Origin of the sequence: Bradyrhizobium sp. SZCCHNRI1029 (assembly GCF_032487555.1) — a bacterium.
Taxonomy (GTDB): Bacteria; Pseudomonadota; Alphaproteobacteria; order Rhizobiales; family Xanthobacteraceae; genus Bradyrhizobium.
This window is the reverse complement of sequence record NZ_JAUEUK010000001.1, coordinates 627,516-647,343: the sequence shown is the minus strand read 5'-3', so window position 1 is coordinate 647,343 and position 19,828 is coordinate 627,516. Positions and strand designations below refer to the sequence as shown.

Here is a 19,828-nt window from a genome sequence, read left to right as displayed (position 1 = left end):
TCGATTCCGGAGGTCCTGCATGCGTGTCCTCAACTGGAGCGCCCTCGCGCTGGGTTTGGCGGTCGGGTCCGTCCTATCGGGCTCTGCTCACGCCCAAGCCTACGATCCGCGCTATCCCGTGTGCATGAAGGTCTATGAAGGCGGCCGGTTTGGCGGTGGCGAGTGGATCGACTGCAGCTATACGTCGCTGCCGCAATGTCGCGCGACGGCGTCGGGCCGTGCGGCGATGTGCGACCTCAATCCCTTCTACGCCCCGCCGTCGCCTCCGCCGCGCCGCGCGCATCGGCGGCATCGCTGAAACATTTCATGACGGAACGGCCGTTGCCGTGCCGCAATCGAACTGAAGATTCGAGACCCTCGTATCCATCGGGCTGCCGTGATGCCGCATCGTTTCATCGTCGCGATCGTGATGCTTCTGCTGCTGGTGCCCGCGATCGCGTCCGCGGCGCCGTCGCACAAGCGCAAGGCGCACCGTTGGCAGGGCTATGGCTTCCTGCCCGGCTACAAGCAGCCGCCCAACAACAGCCTGCCGCTCTATGCCGACAAGGAGGCCATGCGCAACGGGCCGCGCGGCAGCCGCCGCCATTGGTATATCGACGGTACGCCGAAATACATGCTCTACAACGGCGAGTGGCATTATTTCGGCCAGCCCGGCTTCTATCGCGGCCATTACAATGGCGGCAGCTTCGGCCCGTGCTGGACGCGGACGCCGGTGGGGATGGTCTGGACTTGCGGTTAGGCCGCTCCTCCCACAACCGTCTCGTTCTCCCAAGGCTGCTGCTGCAACGCGGGCGACGGCGCGAGCAATCCCGTCTGGACAGCGGCCGCATTTCCCGCTGAAATGCCGTTCCTCAGAGGCAAAAGAAACGCGAGCCGTTCGTTCGGCCGACCGTGGAGGACCGCTTTGAATTCGTTCTGTACGCGCCTGTTCGGCGCGGTCGTCGCTTTGACTGTGCTTGCCGGTACTCCAGCCTTCGCCCAGCAACTCGAGTTGAAGGTCATGGCGCCGGCCGCGCCCGGCGGCGGCTGGGACCAGACCGCGCGGGCAATGCAGCAGGCCTTCGTGGCGTCGGGTGTGGCACGCAGCGTCCAGGTGACCAACGTCGCCGGCGCCGGCGGCACCGTCGGCATCGCGCAGTTCGTCACCGGCGCCAAGGGCGACGGCAACCAGCTGATGGTCAACGGCTTCGTGATGGTCGGCGCGCTCGCCATGAACAAGTCGCCGGTGACGCTGGAGCAGGTGACGCCGATCGCGCGGCTGACCGAGGAGATCCAGGTCATCGTCGTGCCGGCCGCATCGCCGATCAAGACCGCGCAGGATCTCGCCGCGGCGCTGAAGGCCGACATCGCCAAGGTCACCTTCGCCGGCGGCTCGGCCGGCGGTGTCGATCACGTCATGGCCGCGCTGTTCGCCGGCGCCGTCGGGGCCGACGCCAAGAAGGTCAACTACATCCCGTTCTCAGGCGGCGGCGAGTCGCTGGCGGCGATTCTCGGCGGCAAGGTCACCGCCGGCATTTCCGGCCTGTCCGAGTATGACGGGCAGATCAAGAGCGGCAAGCTGCGCGCGATCGGCATATCCTCGGAGAAGCGCATTCCCGGCGTCGACATCCCGACCTTCAAGGAGCAGGGCATCGATCTCGTGCTCGCCAACTGGCGCTCGGTCGTCGCTGCGCCCGGCATTACGCCGGAGCAGAAAAAGACGCTCAGCGAGGCCGTCGAGAAGATGGTGAAGTCGGATTCCTGGAAGGAGATCCTGAAACAGAAGGGCTGGGATGACGCCTATCTTCCGGGTGACGCCTTCGCCGAGTTCCTGAAGAAGGAGAACGTCCGCGTTACCGACGTGCTGAAGTCGGTCGGCCTCGTCAAGTCATGACGACGGAGCGCGCCGGCACCGAGACACCCGCCTCGGGAGGCGTCGACAAGGCCGGCATCGTCATTGCGGCGCTCCTGGCGGCCGTCGCGCTCGTGCTGGTCTACGACGCCAATCAGATCCCGGCGACCACGATGTACGGCATGGGCCCGCAGGTCATGCCGGTCGTGATCGCGATCGGGCTCGGCATTCTTGCACTGGCCAATCTGATCGATGCCGTCAGAGGCAACCTGCCGCCGCGCGAGAGCTCCGATCCGGTCGCGGTGCTGCTCATTCTTGTCGGACTTGCGCTGCTGATCGCCATCATCGGCTTCGGCGGCGGCTTCATCCTGGCGACGACGGCGCTGTTCGTGACGACGTCGGCGGCGTTCGGCCGGCGCGCCTTCGTCACCGATTTCGTCATCGGCGCGGTGCTGACGACCACGATCTATCTCGCCTTCGACCGCCTCCTGACCTTGAGCCTTCCCGCCGGTCCGCTCGAAAGACTGCTCTGATGGACACCTTTGCCGCGCTCGCGCATGGGATGGCGATCGCCGTCCAGCCCATGAACCTGCTCTATGCGCTGGTCGGCGTGTTCCTCGGCACCGCCGTCGGGGTGCTGCCGGGCATCGGGCCGGCGCTCACGGTCGCCCTGCTGCTGCCGGTCACCTACAAGCTCGATCCCGGCGGTTCGCTGATCATGTTCGCTGGCATCTATTATGGCGGCATGTATGGCGGATCGACCACCGCGATCCTGATCAACACGCCTGGCGAGAGCGCCTCGATGGCGACCGCGCTCGAGGGCAACAAGATGGCCAAGGCCGGCCGCGGCGGCCCGGCGCTGGCGACCGCGGCGATCGGCTCCTTCGTCGCAGGCACCATCGCCACCATCGGTCTCGCCTTCCTGTCGCCTTACCTCGTCGACATCGCTGTGCGCTTCGGGCCGGAGGACTACTTCGCGCTGATGTGCGTCGCCTTCGTCACGGTGTCCGCGACCTTCGGCGATTCACCGATCCGCGGCCTCACCAGCCTGTTCATTGGTCTCACGCTCGGCCTCATCGGCATCGACAAGCTCACCGGGCAGGCGCGGCTCGCCTTCGGCGTGCCCGAGCTGCTCGATGGCGTCGAGGTGACGACCTTGGCGGTCGGCCTGTTCGCGGTCGGCGAGGCGCTCTACGTCGCCTCGCGCCGGCATCATACCGAGGAGAAGATCGAGGCCATCAAGGGCTCGCTGTGGATGACGCGCGAGGACTGGAAGCGGTCGTGGAAGCCGTGGCTGCGCGGCACCATGTTCGGCTTTCCAATCGGCGCGCTGCCGGCGGGCGGGGCGGAGATCCCGACGTTCCTGTCCTATTCTGCCGAGCGGCGCCTGACCAAATATCCCGACCAATTCGGCAAAGGCGCGATCGAAGGCGTCGCCGGCCCTGAGGCCGCCAACAACGCTTCTGCCGCGGGCACCTTGGTGCCGCTGCTGACCCTCGGCCTGCCGACGTCGGCGACCGCCGCGATGATGCTCGCCGGCTTCCAGCAGTATGGTCTCAACCCGGGCCCGCTGTTGTTCGCCGAGCGGCCCGACCTGGTCTGGGGCCTGATCGCGAGCCTGTTCATCGCCAACACGATGCTGCTCGTCCTCAACCTGCCGCTGGTCGGCCTGTGGGTGAAGCTGCTCGCGATCCCGACACCATGGCTCTACGCTGGCATCCTCGTGTTCGCGACCATGGGCACGATCGCGGCAAAACCGTCGGTCGTGGAACTGTCGATGCTGGCCGGCTTCGGCGTGCTCGGCTTCCTGATGCGCCGGTTCGATTTCCCGATTGCGCCCGTCGTGGTCGGGCTCATCCTCGGGCCGATCGCCGAGAGCCAGTTGCGGCGGGCGCTCGCGATCAGCCTTGGGGACCCCATGACCCTGCTGCAGTCGCCGATCTCTGCAACGCTTCTGGTCGTCGCGCTGATTGCTCTGATCGCGCCGTTCATCTTGAAGGGACTCGGACGCTTCAAGGCGAATGAGGATTGAGCGCGGCCGCAAGCGGAAACCGCGCCATCGCACTGCAACATAACGTGACCGGAGGTGAGCGCGGAGATCGGGCGCAGCTTGAAACGATGTGCCCGCGATCTGGTTTGGGTTGAGCCATCGAGACCGGAGCCTGGAACTCCGGATCAGCCGAGGAAGCGTCTTTCGGGGCGTGTCACCCCAAACCGAAAGAGACCTGATGACCGATCGCTTCGATGACGGTTTCAAGCCAGCCCCCGCGCAACGTCCCGCCGCTCCGAAGACCGCAACCCAGCCACAGCGCCATCCCGTGATCCTCAGGGTGTCGGCGCTCGGCGTGGCCGGCATCCTCTCGGCGCTGATGCTGACCGCGGTGGTGCCGCCGATCGTGGCCGACCAGTCCGATCGCGCCGTGGTCGATGCGCCGGTGATGCTGCTGACGTCCCCGATCGCGGGCCAGGTCGATTCGCTCACGGCCAAGCCGGGTGGCGAGGTTCGGTCCGGCGACCGCCTCGCAGAGATCACCAATCCGCGGCTGGACCGCGCCACGCTCATCTCGCTGGAAGAAAAGGCGGGCGACGCGCGTCAGAAGCTCGACGCCACGCGCGCCAAGCATCAGTCCGACGTTGCTTATGTCAGCTCGCTCGATCAGGAGATCGCGAGCCAAGCCGGTCAGTTGAAGGCGCAGTTGCAGTCCCAGATCGAGGAGCTGCGTGCCCGCGTCGCGCAGTCGAACGCGCAGAGCAGCGAGAAGAAGGCCATCGTCGACCGCCAGAACCGCATGGTCGCGCGCGATGCCGCCAGCGTCGAGATGCTGAAGCCGACCGAGCAACAATATGCGGCGGCGCTGCACGACACCGATGCGCAGACTGCCAAGCTGAACCAGAAGCTGACACAGCTGAAGGCGCTCGACGCCGGCGTCTATGTCGGCGAGGATCTGGTCGCGCTGAACATGCTCAGTCAGAAGCGCCGTGACATCGATCTCGATGCAAGGCGGATGGAGATCGAGGAGAAACAGCAGGCGGCCGTGCTCGACGATCTCGAGGGCCTGATCAAGTCGGAGCGCGCGCGGCTGGCGCGGCTCGCTGCCGCGGACGTGCTCTCGCCCGGTCCCGGCAAGGTGCTGGCGGTGGGCGCCGACACCGGACGCCACGTCAGCGCCGGCGATACGATCGCCTCGGTGGTCGATTGCGACAAGCGTTTTGTGGTCGCGATCTTCTCCTATCGCCAGGGCGAAGCGATGAAGCCGGGCACCAAGGTGCGCATCGATGGCGGCGGCTTCCATAGCGGCATCGTCAGCGCCGTGCTGCCGAAGACCAGCGACAAGGTCGACGAGCGCTTTGCCGTGCCATTTCCGCAGACCGAGCGGCGCGAGCTCTATGTCATGATCACACCTGATGCTGCCGACGAAAAGCCGGCGGCGCAGCCGACCTCCGCGGCGACACCGGCCTGCACGGTGGGGCAGTGGGTCACCGTGACGCGCGACAATGGCATCGTGCCGTCGATGTCGGTGACATGGCGCCGGCTCGGCCACCTCGTTGCGTCGCTGACCGACCTGGACCCGTCTGAGCCGGACGAAGCGACGCGCCGTGCCGGTGTCACCAAGCTCGACTCCGCCTTGCGGTCGCACCCGGCGCAGCAGCCGGTATTGGACGAGCAGTGGCTACCAACGGCGCGCGCGGTCTCGGCACAATGAGGCTTCTCTCCATGACGATGGCGGTGATCGCTCTGCTCGGCGGCGCATCGCCGATGCGGGCCGAGACTTCGCTCTGTGCGGGACTGGTGCAGGCCGTCGAGCCTGGCCTCGCCGGCCGTGACGCGGCGTTCATTCGCAGCTACGAGCCGGGTGCCGACGAGGAGGGGCCGCCGCTCGGCCTTTCGACGACGGCGTTCACCTATGACAACGCCCTGGCAGCGATCGCGCTGGTCGCATGCGGTCGCATCGACGAGGGTCGCGTGATCGGCAACGCGCTGGTGCATGCCGCCTCCCACGATCGCACCTTCGGCGATGGGCGCCTTCGCAATGCCTATCGCGCCGGTCCTGTCGGCCCCGGGGCGGCGCTGCTGCCGGGCTGGTGGGACGACCAGAAGAAGATCTGGGGCGAGGATGCCGCGCAGGACGGCACCGCGACCGGCAACGTCGCCTGGGCAGCGCTGGCGCTGCTGACGCTGCATCAGGCGACCGGCGAGGAGGGCTACTTGTCCAGCGCGCGGCGCCTGATGGACTGGATCATTGCCAGCGCAACGAACGGAGCGGACGGCTTCAGCGGCGGTTATCACGGTTACGATCCGCAGCAGGTGCGCCTCAGCTGGATGTCGACCGAGCATAATGCCGATGTCTACGCCGTGGCCTCCTGGCTCCATCGTATCACATTGGAGCCGCGCTATCAGGATGCCGCGCAGACGGCGCGCCGCCTGCTCGATCGCACGTTCCGCGGCGATCGCTTCCTGCTCGGCACCAAGCCCGATGGCCGCCTCGCCGACGACAATCTGCTCGCGCTCGACGTGCAGCTCTGGCCGTGGATGGCGGTGACGAATACGCCCGACTGGCGCAGGGCGCTGCGCTTTGCCGAAACTCATCTTGCCGTCGACGGAGGCTTCGATTTCAACAGCGATCGCGACGGCGTCTGGGTCGAGGGCACCGCGCAGGCGGCGCTGGCCTATCGCATGGTCGGAGATGCCGCTGCCAGCGAGGAGCTGCTTGCAGGGTTGCGTGCCGACCGCACGGCAACGGGACTGCTGAACGCGACGCGCAACGCGCGCCTCACCACGGGTCTGTCGATCGACCCGACGGGCGCGACCACCATCCAGGACTTCTTCTACTACAAGCGCCCGCATCTCGGTGCCACCGCCTGGGCCGTGCTCGCCGAGACCGGCTGGAATCCTTTCACCGGCGCAAGGGTCCCCTGATGTTTCCGCTCCCCAGCAATGACGCCTCGGTGTTGACCACCGATCTCGGAGTCCTGCTCGGGCTCCTCGTGATGGCGCGTCTGCTCGATCCGACGCGCCGGCGCGACCGCCTGCTGTTCGGCGCTACCGCAGCGTCGTTCCTCCTGATCTACACGCTGTGGCGCTGGCACGACACGCTGCCGGTGTTCGACCTGACCCTGCAGGCGCTGTGGCCGCGGCTGTTCATCACGCTCGAGATCGTGGCGATCTCCTACACGCTGATGTCGATTCTGATCTTGACCCGCAGCGTCGACCGCTCGGGACAGGCCGACGCCGCGCAAGCTGCGCTGGCCGCACGGGGCGAGCAGCCGGCCGTGGACGTGTTCATCTGCACCTATGACGAGCCTATGGAGATTGTCGAGCGCTCGATCCTCGCCGCGCTCGCGCTCGACTATCCCAACAAGACCGTCTGGGTGCTCGACGACACCAGGCGCGATCGGCTCCGCGCCTTCTGCGACGAGGTCGGCGCGCGCCATCTGACGAGGCCCGACAACAAGGGCGCCAAGGCCGGCAATCTCAACAACGCGCTTGCGGCGACGGCGCAGCTATCGAACGCGCCGGTGATCCTGGTGCTCGATGCCGACTTCGCCCCGCGCCGTGACTTCCTCCAGCGGACGGTCGGCCTGCTGCTGTCCGAGCCCGATATCGCCGTCGTGCAGACGCCGCAATTCTACTACAACCCCGATCCGATCCAGCACAATCTGCTGGCGTCAAGCCACTGGGTCGACGACCAGCGCTTCTTCTTCGACGTGTTCCAGCCGGCGAAGGACGCCTGGGGCTGCGCGTTCTGTGTCGGCACCTCCTTCGTCGTCCGCCGCGAGCGGCTCATGGAGATCGGCGGCTTCCCGCACGCGGCGATCTCCGAGGATATCAACCTCACCTACACGCTGCTCAAGCGCGGCCATCGCACGGTCTGGCTGAACGAACCGCTCAGCTTCGGCCTCTCGGCGGAAGGCGTGCCCGAATACATCACCCAGCGCGCCCGCTGGTGCCTCGGCACGATTCAGGTCGCGCTCTTGCGCGATGGTCCGCTGCGCAGCCGCGGCTACAGCTTCACCCAGCGCTGGCACTTCCTGCATGGCGTGCTCAACTGGGCCTGCAAGCCGTTCATGGTGCTGCTTCTGGTCGCGCCGCCGATCTACTGGTTCGCCGGGCTGCCGGCGTTCGAGGCCGACTATCTGTCGTTCCTGCGCTACGGCGTGCCGGCGCTGCTCGGGACGATCATCTACATGGGCTGGATCTCGCGTTCCAAGACCCTGCCGCTGTTCATGGAAGCGACCCATGCAGTGACCTGCTTTGCCGTCACGGCCACCTTGTTCAGCGCGCTGGTCCGGCCGTTCGGCCGCCCCTTCAAGGTGACCGACAAGGGCGGCGACCGCTCCAAGCCGCGCGTCCACGGCAAGCTCGCCGCGATCTTCGGCGCGATCGCCGCGAGCTCGGCGGCGGCCATCGTCTGGGCGTTCGTGTCGCCGAATGCAGCCAGCGAGATCTCGTCGATCGACTACTTCAATCTGCTATGGGCCGGCATCGCGATGCTGATCGCCTTCATCGCGTTTCTCGTCTGCTTCGAGCTGCCGCGCGGTGAGGACCTGTTTCCGAGCGACGAGGCGGGCTGGCTGGCGCAGAGCGGCGAGGTCGTGCCGTGCAAGATCGAGGCGCTGTCGCTGTCGTTGGCCCGCGTGGCCGGCCCACCGCATCATCGCATGACACGGCCGGGCACCCGATTGCCGCTGCATCTCGACGGCCTCGGATGGCTCGAGGCGTCGGTCGAGGCCGTCTCCGGGACGACCACGCATCTGCGCCTGCAGCCCGACGAAGCGCAACGGCGGCAATTGGTGGTCCGCCTGTTCAGCTCATCCCGCGGCGTCATCACCGATCGCGCCCGCCTGCGCGGTGCGCTGGCAGGGCTGGCGCGACGCGGTTTCGTCGGGCGGTGACGTTCCCGATCCTGCGTAGGGTAGGCAGGGAGGTCGCCGCAGGCGGCAGCGGGCCCGCCGTCGAACCGCGCACTTGGACGCGCGACGGTGGCACGGCGTCACCTCGAGCTCGCCTCGGAGAAGCATCACGGCAGCGCCTTTGCCTCCAGCTCGTGCCATCCGGCAGAGGCTTATCGGTTGGTTAAGACTAACGCGAGAATACCTCCGATGTCCTGGCAGGCGCCGACGGCGCTGCAAAGCCGGCTGCGATATGACTTGGGGCGCTGACTTTGCAGCATCGCGGACCGGACGCGGGCTGCGCGACAGAGGCAGGACAAGTCGGGCATGGATGCTGGAACGCAGAGGGCAACGGCTGACACCGCGCGCACGGCGTGGATCGATTTCGCGCGCGGCCTCGGCGTCATCCTGGTGGTGTACGGTCATGTGCTTGGCGGTCTGGTGCGCCCCGGCATCTTCCCGGATGGAGCCGTCGCGCGCTGGATGGACTACACGCTCTATACGTTCCACATGCCGCTGTTCTTCTTCCTGGCCGGCTTGAACGTGCAGCACAGCTTGCGGCGCGGCGCGCGTCCTTTCCTCACCTCCAAGCTCTGGACCATCGCCTATCCCTACGTGCTGTGGTCGCTGATCCAGGGCGGGATCACGATGCTGCTGGCGCGGGATGCCAACATCCCGATTCATCCCGGCGATCTCGCCGCGATCTGGTATCGTCCGATCGCACAGTTCTGGTTTCTCTACGCGCTGATGATCTGCCACGTGATCGCGGTGCTGGTCCCGTCGCGGACGGTTTTGACCACGCTCGCGCTGGCCGGGCTCGGCGTGTTCCTCGCGCTGCCGATCCGGCCTGACCTCGCGCTCACGCTGCATCATCTGCCGTTCTACGTCGCGGGCGTCTACGGTGTCAGCGTCGTGGCGGAATGGCGGCCATTCGGCTGGTCCGCGTTGGCCGTGATCGGGATCGCGTTTGCGGCCGCAGTGGCGCTGGGCGGCCAGCTGTCCGGCATGGACGCCAACGGGCTCGCCTCCCTGCCGGCCTGTGTGCTCGGGATCGCCGGCACGGTCGGGCTCTGCAAGCTGCTCGCGCCAACGAGCCATCGCTGGCTGGCGGCCGCAGGCGTCGCGTCGATGACGATCTATGTGCTGCACATCCTTGCCGGCTCGGGCATGCGGATCATCATGCTGAAGCTGCACATCCCGCCATCGCCATGGGTCTATCTGCTGGCCGGAACGGCGGCCGGCGTGGTGCTTCCTCTGATCGCACATGCCATCCTGCGGCGGCTCAATCTGCTGGCCCTCTTCGGGCTCGCACCGCCGGCCTCCCGCAAGCCGCAGACTGCGGCGATCACGCCGCGCGCTGCAACGTCCGATCAGGCGCCGGCCTGATGCTGCCGAGCGGCGACGGTGCGCCGTGCTCCGTCGGCCATCTGGTCGAGCGGACAGGCCATCGCGACGAGCATCCAGAACAGCGCCGAGACCTCGCCGGAGGAGATGCTGGTCAGCGGCAGCTGAATCAAGAGCGCACTGATGGCGAGCGCCCCGAGCACGGCGCCCTCGCGCGTCGGTATCCGCCACGCGGCGCCGGTGGCGGCGAGCCCAACCCAGACATAGGCCGCGAGGCAGATCAGTCCGACCGGAATGCCCATCGTCACCCAGCTTGCGATGATCTGCCCGTCGATCGGCATCGCGCCGGCGACGCCGACGTCGGTGATGGTGAAGCCCGATCCCAGGACCATGCTGTTCGGCGCATTCCACAGCGTGACGAACTCATCCAGCCGCTCGCTGCCGCTGCTGTCCTGCGACACGCTGCCGAGCGATTCCAGACGGGAGGTGATGACCTCCGCGAACGGCGTGAACAGGACGGTGACGATCACCGCGCCGACCAGTCCGACCGTGATCGATACGGCCCGACGCCGCGTCGCGGGGAACAACATGCAGAACAGCAGGCCCACCGCAAGCGTGATCCAGCTGGTGCGGTAGAGCGACAGCAACAGGCCGAGCGCCGCGGGCGCCATCGCCGCCATTGCCAGCCATCCCGGGCGCAGGAAGCCCACCAGCAGCAGGCCGGTGGCCGTGAAGGTCGCGTAGCTGGCCGGGCCGTTCATCGTGCTGAACACGCGCACCATGTAGGGCAGCGGATAGCCGGCCGAGGTGATGCTGGCATTCACCATCCAGAACCGATCCCAGCCTTGCGGATCGACATATTGCCAGATGCCGTAAAGGCCGGTGACGGGCAGCACCAGCAGGAATACGCGCGTGATTGCATCGAGCAGGGCGCCGTCGGATCGCGCCCGCTGCTGCAGGGCGATCGCATAGAGTACGGGCGCGGCCCATTTCATTCCGCCGTTGGCGGCGTTGAACCAGTCGTTCTGGAAGATCGACAGCGCGCCGCCATAGACGATGCAGGCGAGGACGATGAAGGGCGCCACGAGCCAGGGATTGCCCGGCCTGTCCTTGTCCGAGGGCGAAAGCACCAGACTCGGAACTGGCGCGATGATGAACAGCAGCGGGCCGCTCAGCATGACGCCGGACGAATCGAATCCTGCGGAGATGTCGACCAGGCGGCGCACGAAAGGAGCAAAGGCGAACATCAGGATCGCCGACTGCACGTGGGCCGCGGGGCTGCGACGCCACGCGAACCAGCCGGCCACCGCGCAGCCGAGGATGAAGGCTGGTCTGACGATGCCGCCGAGTGCCGGGGCGGCAAGCGCCGTCGCTGCCAGGAGAAGCGCGGACGGCCAACAGTTCATCGCCATCGCCGCGAGCGGCTGCGGATCGATTCGGCTCTCTTTCATGAAGTCGGACTATAATGGAAATCCGGTCTCCTCAGGCATGTTCGAGGCTGGGAGGCAGATGCCCGGCGCCTGAGGCGGCCGTCAGCCGAGGCGACGAAAGAAGTGATCCGAGCATGATGCGACGCGCAATCGTGGCCACGCTTGTCGCAGCGTGGTTGGCCGTCTCGTTGACCGCGACGGCAGGAGCTGCGGAGGTGCTGCCGGCCCGCGACGTCTGCCAGCCGACCACCTCGGCCAAATCGCGCGACGGCAATTGCGTTCCCTGCGCCGTCGGACCCATCTCGACCGCCCCTGGGTTCCTGGCACTGCTGGAGCAGGTGCGCACGCGGCGCGCCGCCTTTGCCGACATCGACCGTCGTATCGATGGCGCGAGCGGCGACCCGGAGGTGCAGAGCCTGCTGCAGGGACGCAACCTGGCCCGTGCACTGTACGGTTCTGACGCGGATTTCATCGCGGGCGGCAACGCCTCGCGCTGCCTCCTGCCGGACAACGAGGCTGTGCGTGCCAGGGCCACGTCGATTGCCTGCGACGCGATTCCGCGCGAGGGGCTGGTGGTGCTTCTGACCGCGGGCCAGTCGAACATCTCCAACACCGGCGCGCCCGATCAGAGTGGCCGGCTCTATCAGCCTCACAACCGGTTCTACAATTTCGACCGCTTCGACGGCCGCTGCTACGTGGCGCGCAATCCATTGCTGGGAACGCCGGGCGAGGGCGAGAACGTCGCCACCCGGTTGGGCGACGAATTGATCGATCGCGGGCTGGCGAAGACGGTCGTGATCGCACCCGTTGCGATCGGCGGGACTTATCTCGAGGAGTGGCGCGCCCGCGGCGGCAAGTATTTCGAGGTGCTGCTCGCAACCGTCGCCGGCCTGCGCGACGTAGGTCTCGAACCGAGCGCGGTGCTCTGGCATCAGGGCGAGTACAACGCCTTCGCGTTCTCCACCAATGGTGCGGAGGACGGCGCGTCCCTAGACGTCACTGCGAAAATGAAGGAAGCGGGACGACTGTCCTACTTGCGCAATTATCTTGAGATCGTTGCCGGCCTGCGGGCGGCCGACCTGACGGCGCCGATCTTCGTCGCCACGGCGACGCTCTGCGGCAGTGTTCCCGACGAGATCATCCGTTCAGCCCAGGCCGCCGTGCCGAACCCGGCACTCGGCGTTTATCCTGGCCCGGATACCGACCAGATCGGGCTCAAGCTGCGCCACGATGGCTGCCACATGAGCCATGCCGGCACCGAGCTGCACGCGCGGATGTGGGCCGATCGCCTGGCCGACTACTGGAAGTCCGGGGCGAGGCGTCCTTGAGCCGGAAGCGGGACGATCAGCCGAGCTTCTGATCCCGCGCATCATGCGTGGTCTCGCTCGCCGATTTCCTGGCGGCCTTCTCCGCGCCCTTCTCGGCGCCCTTGCGGCTCGCGATCGCGGCCACCTTGCGGCCTGAGATCTCGCTGCCGGCGTCATCAGGCATCTGCCAGAACAGGATCGACGACAGCGCCGACGTGATCGCGACGACAATGAAGGCGGGCGCGAAGGACGCCGCGGTGAGCTGGCTCGCGCCGTGCATCCACATCGTGGTCTCCACCGAGAACGCGCCGACCGCGACGCCGGCGGAGATCGCGAGCTGCTGGTTGACGCTGGTGAGCGTCGTGGCGCGGCTCATCTGGGCGGTCTCGACCTCGGCATAGGCGACGGTGTTGATCGCGGTGAACTGCAGCGAGCGGAAGAAGCCGCCGACCACGAGAATGATCAGGATCAGCAGCAGCGGGGTCGCCGGCGTGAACAGCGCGCAGGCGGCGAGGAAGACCGAACTGACGACGGCATTGACGGTCATCAGATGGCGGAAGCCGAAGGCGCGGATGAGGCGCGCGGCCAGTGCCTTCATGCCCATTGCGCCGGCGGAGGAGCCGAAGGTGACGAGGCCGGACTGGAACGGCGACAGCCCGAAGCCGAGCTGCATCAGCAGCGGCAGCAGGAAGGGCAGGGCGCCGATGCCCAGGCGAAACATGAAGCCGCCGACGATCGAGGCACGCAGGGTCGGCAGCCGCAGCAGCGAGAAGTCGAGCACCGGTGAGTTGGTGCGCCAGGAGTGGCGGACGTAGAGCGTCATCGAGATCGCGCCGATCGCAACGAGACTCGCGACCACCGGCCACGGCAGCAGGTTGAGACCGGCGACCGAGAGGCCGAAGGCGAGGCCGGCGAGGCCGATGCCGGCCAGCACCATGCCATAGAGATCGAACGGCTCGGGATTGTCGCTCTTGATCGGATCGATGAAGCGCAGCGCCATGATGATGCCGACGACGCCGATCGGGATGTTGATCAGGAAGATCCAGTGCCAGGAGAAATAGGTGGTGATGAAGCCGCCGACCGGCGGTCCGATCACCGGACCGATCAGCGCGGGGATGGTGACCCAGGCCATCGCGCCGACCAGGGCGCTCTTGTCGACGGAACGCAAGAGAACGAGACGCCCGACCGGCGTCATCATCGCCCCGCCCATGCCCTGCAGGATGCGCGCGAACACGAAGTTCTCGACGGAGTTGGCGAGCGCGCAGCCGATCGAGCCGATCATGAACACGGCGACCGCGCTCGAGAACACCCGCCGCGCGCCGAAGCGGTCGGCGGTCCAGCCGCTCGCCGGGATGAACACCGCCAGCGACAGCAGATAGGAGGTGATGGCGAGCTTGAGCGTCAGCGGGCTGGTGCCGATGTCCCTGGCGATCGCCGGCAGCGAGGTCGCGATGACCGTGGAGTCCATGTTCTCCATGAACAGGGCGGTGGCGACGATCAGCGGAATGACGCGTTGCTTGTTCATCGGAGGTCGGCAGCGGGAGAGGAGGGCGGGCGCCGGGGCTTTAACACCCTGCGGCGAACGAGGCCATTGCGCTGCTGGCATGGCCCCCTAGATGCAGCGTGACGCTGCCGCGTCCCGTTTTGTTGGAGATGTGCCGATGATCTACCTGCTCGCCGCTTTGGTGCCGCCGCTGGGTCTGCTGCTCAACGGGCAGCCGTTCGCGGCGATCTTCAACCTGCTGCTGTGTCTGGTGTGTCTGGTCCTCGGCCTGTTCTTTCACGTGCTGCTGCTGGTGCCCTCGGCGCACGCTTTGATCGCCGTGCACATGCGGCGGGAGGACCGGCGGCACCGCGAGGTGGTCGAGGCCATCCGCCGCTACGGGCCACCGCCGGGCGCATGGCGCTAGAGGCGCGGAACTTCTGCTCCGGAATCGGGGTCTTCGCGACCTTTTGTTGCGCGTTTCGGACCCGATCAGGGCCGGTCTGGGCCGTTCTTCGCAATCGCGGGAGGACAGCGGATCGGCCCTTTGATTCGTCACAGGCCCATGCTATCGACCCGCGTCAACCCCACCGATGGGCACCGATTCGACGGCGAGGCATGGTCTCGACGGCGGCGTCGCTCATCCGTACCCGCATCGCGGCCGTTTTGGCCGCAGACAAGGAGTTGACGATGGCGACCGTCCAGACACTTCGCGAAGCCTTCACCTTCGACGACGTGCTCTTGAAGCCGGGCCTGTCCGATGTGCTGCCCTCCGAGGTCGACATCCGCTCGCGCGTGACGCGCGAGATCCCGCTCAACATTCCGATCATGGCCTCCGCCATGGATACCGTCACCGAGGCGCGCATGGCGATCGCCATGGCGCAGGCCGGCGGTATCGGCGTCATCCACCGCAATTTCGATCCCGAGGGCCAGGCCGCCCAGGTGCGCCAGGTCAAGAAGTTCGAGTCGGGCATGGTGGTCAATCCGCTGACCATCGCGCCCGACGCCACGCTCGCCGACGCGCTGGCGCTGATGAAGGATTACGGCTTCTCCGGCATCCCGGTGGTCACCGGCGGCGGCAAGGGCATCCCCGGCAAGCTGGTCGGCATCCTCACCAATCGCGACGTGCGCTTCGCCACCGATCCGCGCCAGAAGATCTCCGAGCTGATGACGCATGAGAACCTCGTCACCGTGCGCGAGGGCGTCGGCCAGGACGAGGCCAAGAAGATCCTGCACAAGCACCGCATCGAGAAGCTGCTGGTCGTCGACGACCAGTATCGCTGCGTCGGCCTGATCACCGTGAAGGACATGGAGAAGGCGGTCGCGCATCCCTTGGCCTGCAAGGACGGCCAGGGCCGGCTCCGCGTCGCCGCCGCGACCACCGTGGGCGAGGGCGGCTTCGAGCGCACCGAGAAGCTGATCGAGGCCGGTGTCGACCTCGTCGTGGTCGACACCGCGCACGGCCATTCCTCGCGCGTGCTCGAGGCGGTCAACCGCATCAAGCGCATCTCCAACGCGGTGCAGGTGATCGCCGGCAACATCGCCACCCGCGACGGCGCCCAGGCGCTGATCGATGCCGGCGCAGACGCGGTCAAGGTCGGCATCGGCCCGGGCTCGATCTGCACCACGCGCATCGTCGCCGGGGTCGGCGTGCCGCAGCTCACCGCGATCATGGATGCGGTCGAGGCCGCCAAGAAGGCCGACGTGCCGGTGATCGCCGATGGCGGCATCAAGTTCTCCGGCGACCTCGCCAAGGCGCTCGCCGCCGGTGCCGACGTCGCCATGGTCGGTTCGCTGCTCGCCGGCACCGACGAGACCCCGGGCGAAGTGTTCCTGTGGCAGGGCCGCTCCTACAAGGCCTATCGCGGCATGGGCTCGGTCGGCGCGATGGCGCGCGGCTCGGCCGACCGCTACTTCCAGCAGGACATCAAGGACACCTTGAAGCTCGTGCCGGAGGGTATCGAGGGTCAGGTGCCGTACAAGGGCCCGGTCGGCAACGTCATGCACCAGCTCGCCGGCGGCCTCCGTGCAGCCATGGGCTATGTCGGCGCCAAGGATCTCGGCGAATTTCACTCCAAGGCCGAGTTCGTCCGCATCACCGGCGCGGGCCTGCGCGAGAGCCACGTCCACGATGTGACGATCACGCGCGAAAGCCCGAACTATCCGGGCGGGGCGTAAGCCGCACGCCCGCTCTTTCCGTCATTGCGAGCGAAGCGAAGCAATCCAGGGCGGCGCGTGAAGCCCTGGATTGCTTCGTCGCTTCGCTCCTCGCAATGACGGTGCCCGTGGGGCTAGCATCGAACGTCACAACCAACAAAAGAGGAAACACCATGTCCCAAGCCAAGCGCATCGTTCTCGCCGCCCGTCCCGTCGGCGAGCCCAAGCCCACTGATTTCCGCCTCGAGGATTACGCCGTGCCGACGCCCGGCGCCGGCGAGGTGCTGCTGCGCACGATCTGGCTGTCGCTCGATCCCTACATGCGCGGGCGCATGAGCGACGGGCCGTCCTATGCCCAGCCGGTGCCGGTCGGCGGCGTCATGGAGGCGGGGACCGTCTGCGAAGTCGTGGCCTCCAACAATCCCGGCTTCAAGGCCGGCGACATCGTGCTGGCGCGCGCCGGCTGGCAGACGCACGCGATCTCCGACGGCAAGGGCCTCGCCAAGGTCGATCCGAAGCTGGCGCCGATCTCGACCGCCGTTGGCGTGCTCGGCATGCCCGGCATGACCGCCTACACCGGCCTGCTCGACATCGGCCAGCCCAAGGCCGGCGAAACGGTCGTGGTTGCCGCGGCCTCGGGCGCGGTCGGCTCGGCGGTCGGGCAGATCGCCAGGATCAAGGGCGCCCGCGCCATCGGCATCGCCGGCGGCAAGGACAAATGCGACTATGTGAAGAAGGAGTTCGGCTTCGACGACTGCCTCGACCATCGCGATCCCGACCTCCCGGCGAAGCTGAAAGAAGCCTGTCCCAAGGGCATCGACGTTTATTTCGAGAATGTCGGCGGCCCGGTGTTCGAGGCGGTGTTTCCGCTGTTCAACGCCTTCGCCCGCATGCCGGTCTGCGGCCTGATCGCGCATTACAACGACACCCAGTCGGTGGCGCCGAAATGGGCCGGCGCCCTGATGCGCAACGTGCTGACCAAGCGGCTGACCATCCGCGGCTTCATCGTCAGCGATTTCGCCTCCCGCCATGGCGACTTCCTCAAGGACATGTCGACCTGGGTCCGCGACGGCAAGGTCAAGTACAAGGAGTTCGTCACCGAGGGCCTGGAGAACGCGCCGTCCGCGTTCATGGGCCTGCTCAAGGGCGCCAATTTCGGCAAGCAGCTGGTGCGGGTCGGACCCGACAAGGCCTGAGCACACCTGATGTAATTCTTAAGCCTGTCTGGAAAAAAGCGGGAACCACGGGCGCTTATCGGGAGTCCTGAGGGAACCGGTTCATCCACGAGGGCCCGGCATCATGCCGGGCCTTCGACTTTCCCAAGGGGGATTTCCATGTCGCTGACCATGGTGCTGCTGCCCGTCTTCGTGCAGGTCGGGCTCACCTTCGCGCTGCTGTTCTGGAACAGGACACGGGCACAAACCGCTGACGTCGCCGACGAATTCGGCCTGCCGACCCTGTTCTACGCGCTGATCGCGATTGCGCTGCCGCTGCGGCATGCCGATCTGGTCATCGTGCTGCTGTCCTGGGTGTTCGTGGTGACCCGCTTCGTCGATGCCGGCCTCGTCAGCGGCGCCAAGGACAGCCGCCAGCGCGGCCTCGCCTGGACCGCCTCGGCGCTGGTGCTGCTGGCGATGTGGCTGTATTTCGCCCTCAAGATCCTTCTCCTGATCTAGAACTGGACCTCCTGAATGACCCCCGCCGCCCGGCTGTCCGCCGCCATCGACATCATCGAGACCATCGAGGCCCAGAGGGCGCCGGCGGCCAAGGCCTTGAAGGACTGGGGCACCAGCCACCGCTTCGCCGGCTCCGGCGACCGTGCCGCCATCGCGGGCCTGGTCTGGGACGTGCTGCGCCGCCGTGCCTCCAGCGCCTATGTCATGGAGGACGACACGGCGCGGGCGCGGGTGCTCGGCATGCTCAAGCTCGAGCGCGGCCTCGATGTGCCGACCATCGCGGCGATGTGCGACGGCAGCCGCTTCGCGCCGCCGCCCTTGACCGCGCAGGAGGAGACGGCGCTGGCCTCGCGCACGACCGAGGGCGCGCCGCCGCCGGTCGCCGGCGACTATCCCGACTGGCTTGACCCTTATCTCACTGCGGTGTTCGGCGACGACCGCGTCGCCGAGGCCATGGCGATGGCCAGCCGCGCGCCGCTCGACCTCCGCGTCAACACGCTCAAGGCCAAGCGCGAGAAGGTGCAGGCCTCGCTGAAGCATCTCGGTGCGGTGCCGACGCCGTGGTCGCCGATCGGCCTGCGCATCACGCTCGGTGCCGACGCCCGCAATCCCGGAATCCATGCCGAGGAGGATTTCATCAAGGGCGGCATCGAGGTCCAGGACGAGGGCTCGCAGCTCGCGGCGCTGTTCACGGCCGCCAAGCCCGGCGAGCAGGTCATCGACCTCTGCGCCGGCGCCGGCGGCAAGACGCTGGCCCTGGCGGCGATGATGGGCGGCAAGGGCCGGCTGATCGCCACCGACCACGACAAGCGCCAGCTGGCGCCCATCCACGAGCGGCTGTCGCGCGCCGGCGTCCACAATGCCGACGTCCGCAGCCCGAAGGGCGACGCCGACCCGCTCGCCGACATCAAGGCCTCGGCCGATCTCGTCGTCATCGACGCCCCCTGCACGGGCACCGGCACCTGGCGCCGCAACCCCGACGCCAAATGGCGCATGCGCCCCGGCGCGCTGGAGATCCGGCTGAAGGACCAAGCCGAAGTGCTCGACCGCGCCGCCTCCCTGGTCAAGCCCGGCGGCCGCATCGCCTACATCACCTGCTCGGTGCTGCAGCCCGAGAATGGCGACCAGGTCCGCGCCTTCGTGGATCGGCACCCGGAGTTCGCCATCCAGCCCCCGGAGCAGACCGCCACCGTCCTCTGGGACAAGGCCGAGGCCTTCGCCGAGGCCGCGCTGAAGACGCCGGAGGGCTGGCTGATGACCCCGCGCCGGACGGGTACGGACGGGTTCTTCGTGTCGGTATTGAAGAAGCAGGCCTAAACTCCACCCACCGCCGTCATTGCGAGCGCAGCGAAGCAATCCAGGGTTGCGCGCGAGACTCTGGATTGCTTCGCTGCGCTCGCAATGACGGAGGAGGCAGCCGCGGCATCCTCCACCGTCGTCCTCTGCGAAAGCGGGGGACCCAGTAATCCACCCGCCGGTCGTGTCCGACCGAGACGCCGCGGCGTACTGGATACCCCGCCTTCGCGGGGTATGACGGCGTTGCCACAAGCACGCTGTCATTCCGGGACGCGCCCCTTGGCGCGGGCCCGGAATCCATACTCCCGGTCGTGGTTATGGATTCCGGGCTCGAGCTCCGCGCGCCCCGGAATGACGGGGAGGAAAGGGCGTCAACCCCGGCGAAGGGTTGCGGGACTCGTGCTCTCGGCGTA

The 19,828-nt window shown here is 67.3% G+C and carries 17 protein-coding genes; 15 read left to right on the top strand and 2 right to left on the bottom strand.

Annotation, left to right across the window (positions count from 1 at the left end):
* Positions 1-19 precede the first annotated feature (19 nt).
* The 9 genes from QW861_RS03045 to QW861_RS03005 all read left to right on the top strand — a co-directional run bounded on the left by QW861_RS03045 (position 20) and on the right by QW861_RS03005 (position 10,108).
* Positions 20-298 carry a DUF3551 domain-containing protein gene (locus QW861_RS03045; protein ID WP_315714423.1) on the top strand — a complete coding sequence of 93 codons (279 nt, stop codon included), beginning with the start codon at positions 20-22 and terminating at the stop codon, positions 296-298.
* 81 nt (positions 299-379) lie between these two features.
* Positions 380-739, top strand: a complete 360-nt coding sequence (locus QW861_RS03040; protein WP_315714422.1) for a hypothetical protein — start codon at positions 380-382, stop codon at positions 737-739.
* Between the two features lie 165 nt (positions 740-904).
* Positions 905-1,873 carry a Bug family tripartite tricarboxylate transporter substrate binding protein gene (locus tag QW861_RS03035; RefSeq protein WP_315714421.1) on the top strand — a complete coding sequence of 323 codons (969 nt, stop codon included), beginning with the start codon at positions 905-907 and terminating at the stop codon, positions 1,871-1,873.
* Entirely contained in the window at positions 1,870-2,364 is a 495-nt protein-coding gene (locus QW861_RS03030; RefSeq protein WP_315714420.1) for a tripartite tricarboxylate transporter TctB family protein, read from the top strand. Before QW861_RS03035 ends, QW861_RS03030 begins: the two co-directional genes overlap by 4 nt.
* On the top strand, positions 2,364-3,863 hold the full coding sequence (locus tag QW861_RS03025) for a tripartite tricarboxylate transporter permease (protein ID WP_315714419.1): 1,500 nt from the start codon (positions 2,364-2,366) through the stop codon (positions 3,861-3,863). The genes QW861_RS03030 and QW861_RS03025 overlap by 1 nt, the downstream gene beginning before the upstream one ends.
* A gap of 196 nt (positions 3,864-4,059) precedes the next feature.
* A complete protein-coding gene (locus QW861_RS03020) occupies positions 4,060-5,535 on the top strand; it encodes an HlyD family secretion protein (protein ID WP_316172356.1) in 1,476 nt (491 codons plus the stop codon).
* Positions 5,532-6,749, top strand: a complete 1,218-nt coding sequence (locus QW861_RS03015) for a hypothetical protein (protein WP_316192694.1) — start codon at positions 5,532-5,534, stop codon at positions 6,747-6,749. Before QW861_RS03020 ends, QW861_RS03015 begins: the two co-directional genes overlap by 4 nt.
* Complete coding sequence (locus QW861_RS03010; protein ID WP_316192693.1) at positions 6,749-8,725, top strand: cellulose synthase catalytic subunit; 1,977 nt, start codon at positions 6,749-6,751, stop codon at positions 8,723-8,725. Before QW861_RS03015 ends, QW861_RS03010 begins: the two co-directional genes overlap by 1 nt.
* A 324-nt stretch (positions 8,726-9,049) precedes the next feature.
* Entirely contained in the window at positions 9,050-10,108 is a 1,059-nt protein-coding gene (locus QW861_RS03005; RefSeq protein ID WP_316192692.1) for an acyltransferase, read from the top strand.
* Here the strand turns inward: QW861_RS03005 and QW861_RS03000 are convergent.
* Positions 10,093-11,517, bottom strand: a complete 1,425-nt coding sequence (locus QW861_RS03000) for an O-antigen ligase family protein (RefSeq protein WP_316192691.1) — start codon at positions 11,515-11,517, stop codon at positions 10,093-10,095. The genes QW861_RS03005 and QW861_RS03000 overlap by 16 nt on opposite strands.
* 113 nt (positions 11,518-11,630) lie before the next feature.
* Between QW861_RS03000 and QW861_RS02995 the strand changes: the two genes are divergently transcribed.
* Positions 11,631-12,824: a sialate O-acetylesterase gene (locus tag QW861_RS02995; protein WP_316192690.1), complete on the top strand. Its 1,194-nt coding sequence runs from the start codon at positions 11,631-11,633 to the stop codon at positions 12,822-12,824.
* A gap of 16 nt (positions 12,825-12,840) precedes the next feature.
* On the opposite strand, the gene QW861_RS02990 is transcribed toward QW861_RS02995, so the two are convergent.
* Entirely contained in the window at positions 12,841-14,328 is a 1,488-nt protein-coding gene (locus tag QW861_RS02990) for an MDR family MFS transporter (RefSeq protein ID WP_316192689.1), read from the bottom strand.
* A gap of 136 nt (positions 14,329-14,464) precedes the next feature.
* Between QW861_RS02990 and QW861_RS02985 the strand changes: the two genes are divergently transcribed.
* The 5 genes from QW861_RS02985 to QW861_RS02965 all read left to right on the top strand — a co-directional run bounded on the left by QW861_RS02985 (position 14,465) and on the right by QW861_RS02965 (position 19,436).
* Positions 14,465-14,713: a hypothetical protein gene (locus tag QW861_RS02985; protein WP_315749790.1), complete on the top strand. Its 249-nt coding sequence runs from the start codon at positions 14,465-14,467 to the stop codon at positions 14,711-14,713.
* Positions 14,714-14,976: 263 nt separating this feature from the next.
* Complete coding sequence (gene guaB / locus QW861_RS02980) at positions 14,977-16,464, top strand: IMP dehydrogenase (RefSeq protein ID WP_315827414.1); 1,488 nt, start codon at positions 14,977-14,979, stop codon at positions 16,462-16,464.
* Positions 16,465-16,616: 152 nt separating this feature from the next.
* Positions 16,617-17,639, top strand: a complete 1,023-nt coding sequence (locus tag QW861_RS02975) for an NADP-dependent oxidoreductase (RefSeq protein ID WP_316192688.1) — start codon at positions 16,617-16,619, stop codon at positions 17,637-17,639.
* A 138-nt stretch (positions 17,640-17,777) separates the two neighbouring features.
* Entirely contained in the window at positions 17,778-18,119 is a 342-nt protein-coding gene (locus tag QW861_RS02970; protein WP_316192687.1) for an MAPEG family protein, read from the top strand.
* 15 nt (positions 18,120-18,134) lie between these two features.
* Positions 18,135-19,436, top strand: a complete 1,302-nt coding sequence (locus tag QW861_RS02965; RefSeq protein ID WP_316192686.1) for an RsmB/NOP family class I SAM-dependent RNA methyltransferase — start codon at positions 18,135-18,137, stop codon at positions 19,434-19,436.
* Positions 19,437-19,828 lie beyond the last annotated feature (392 nt).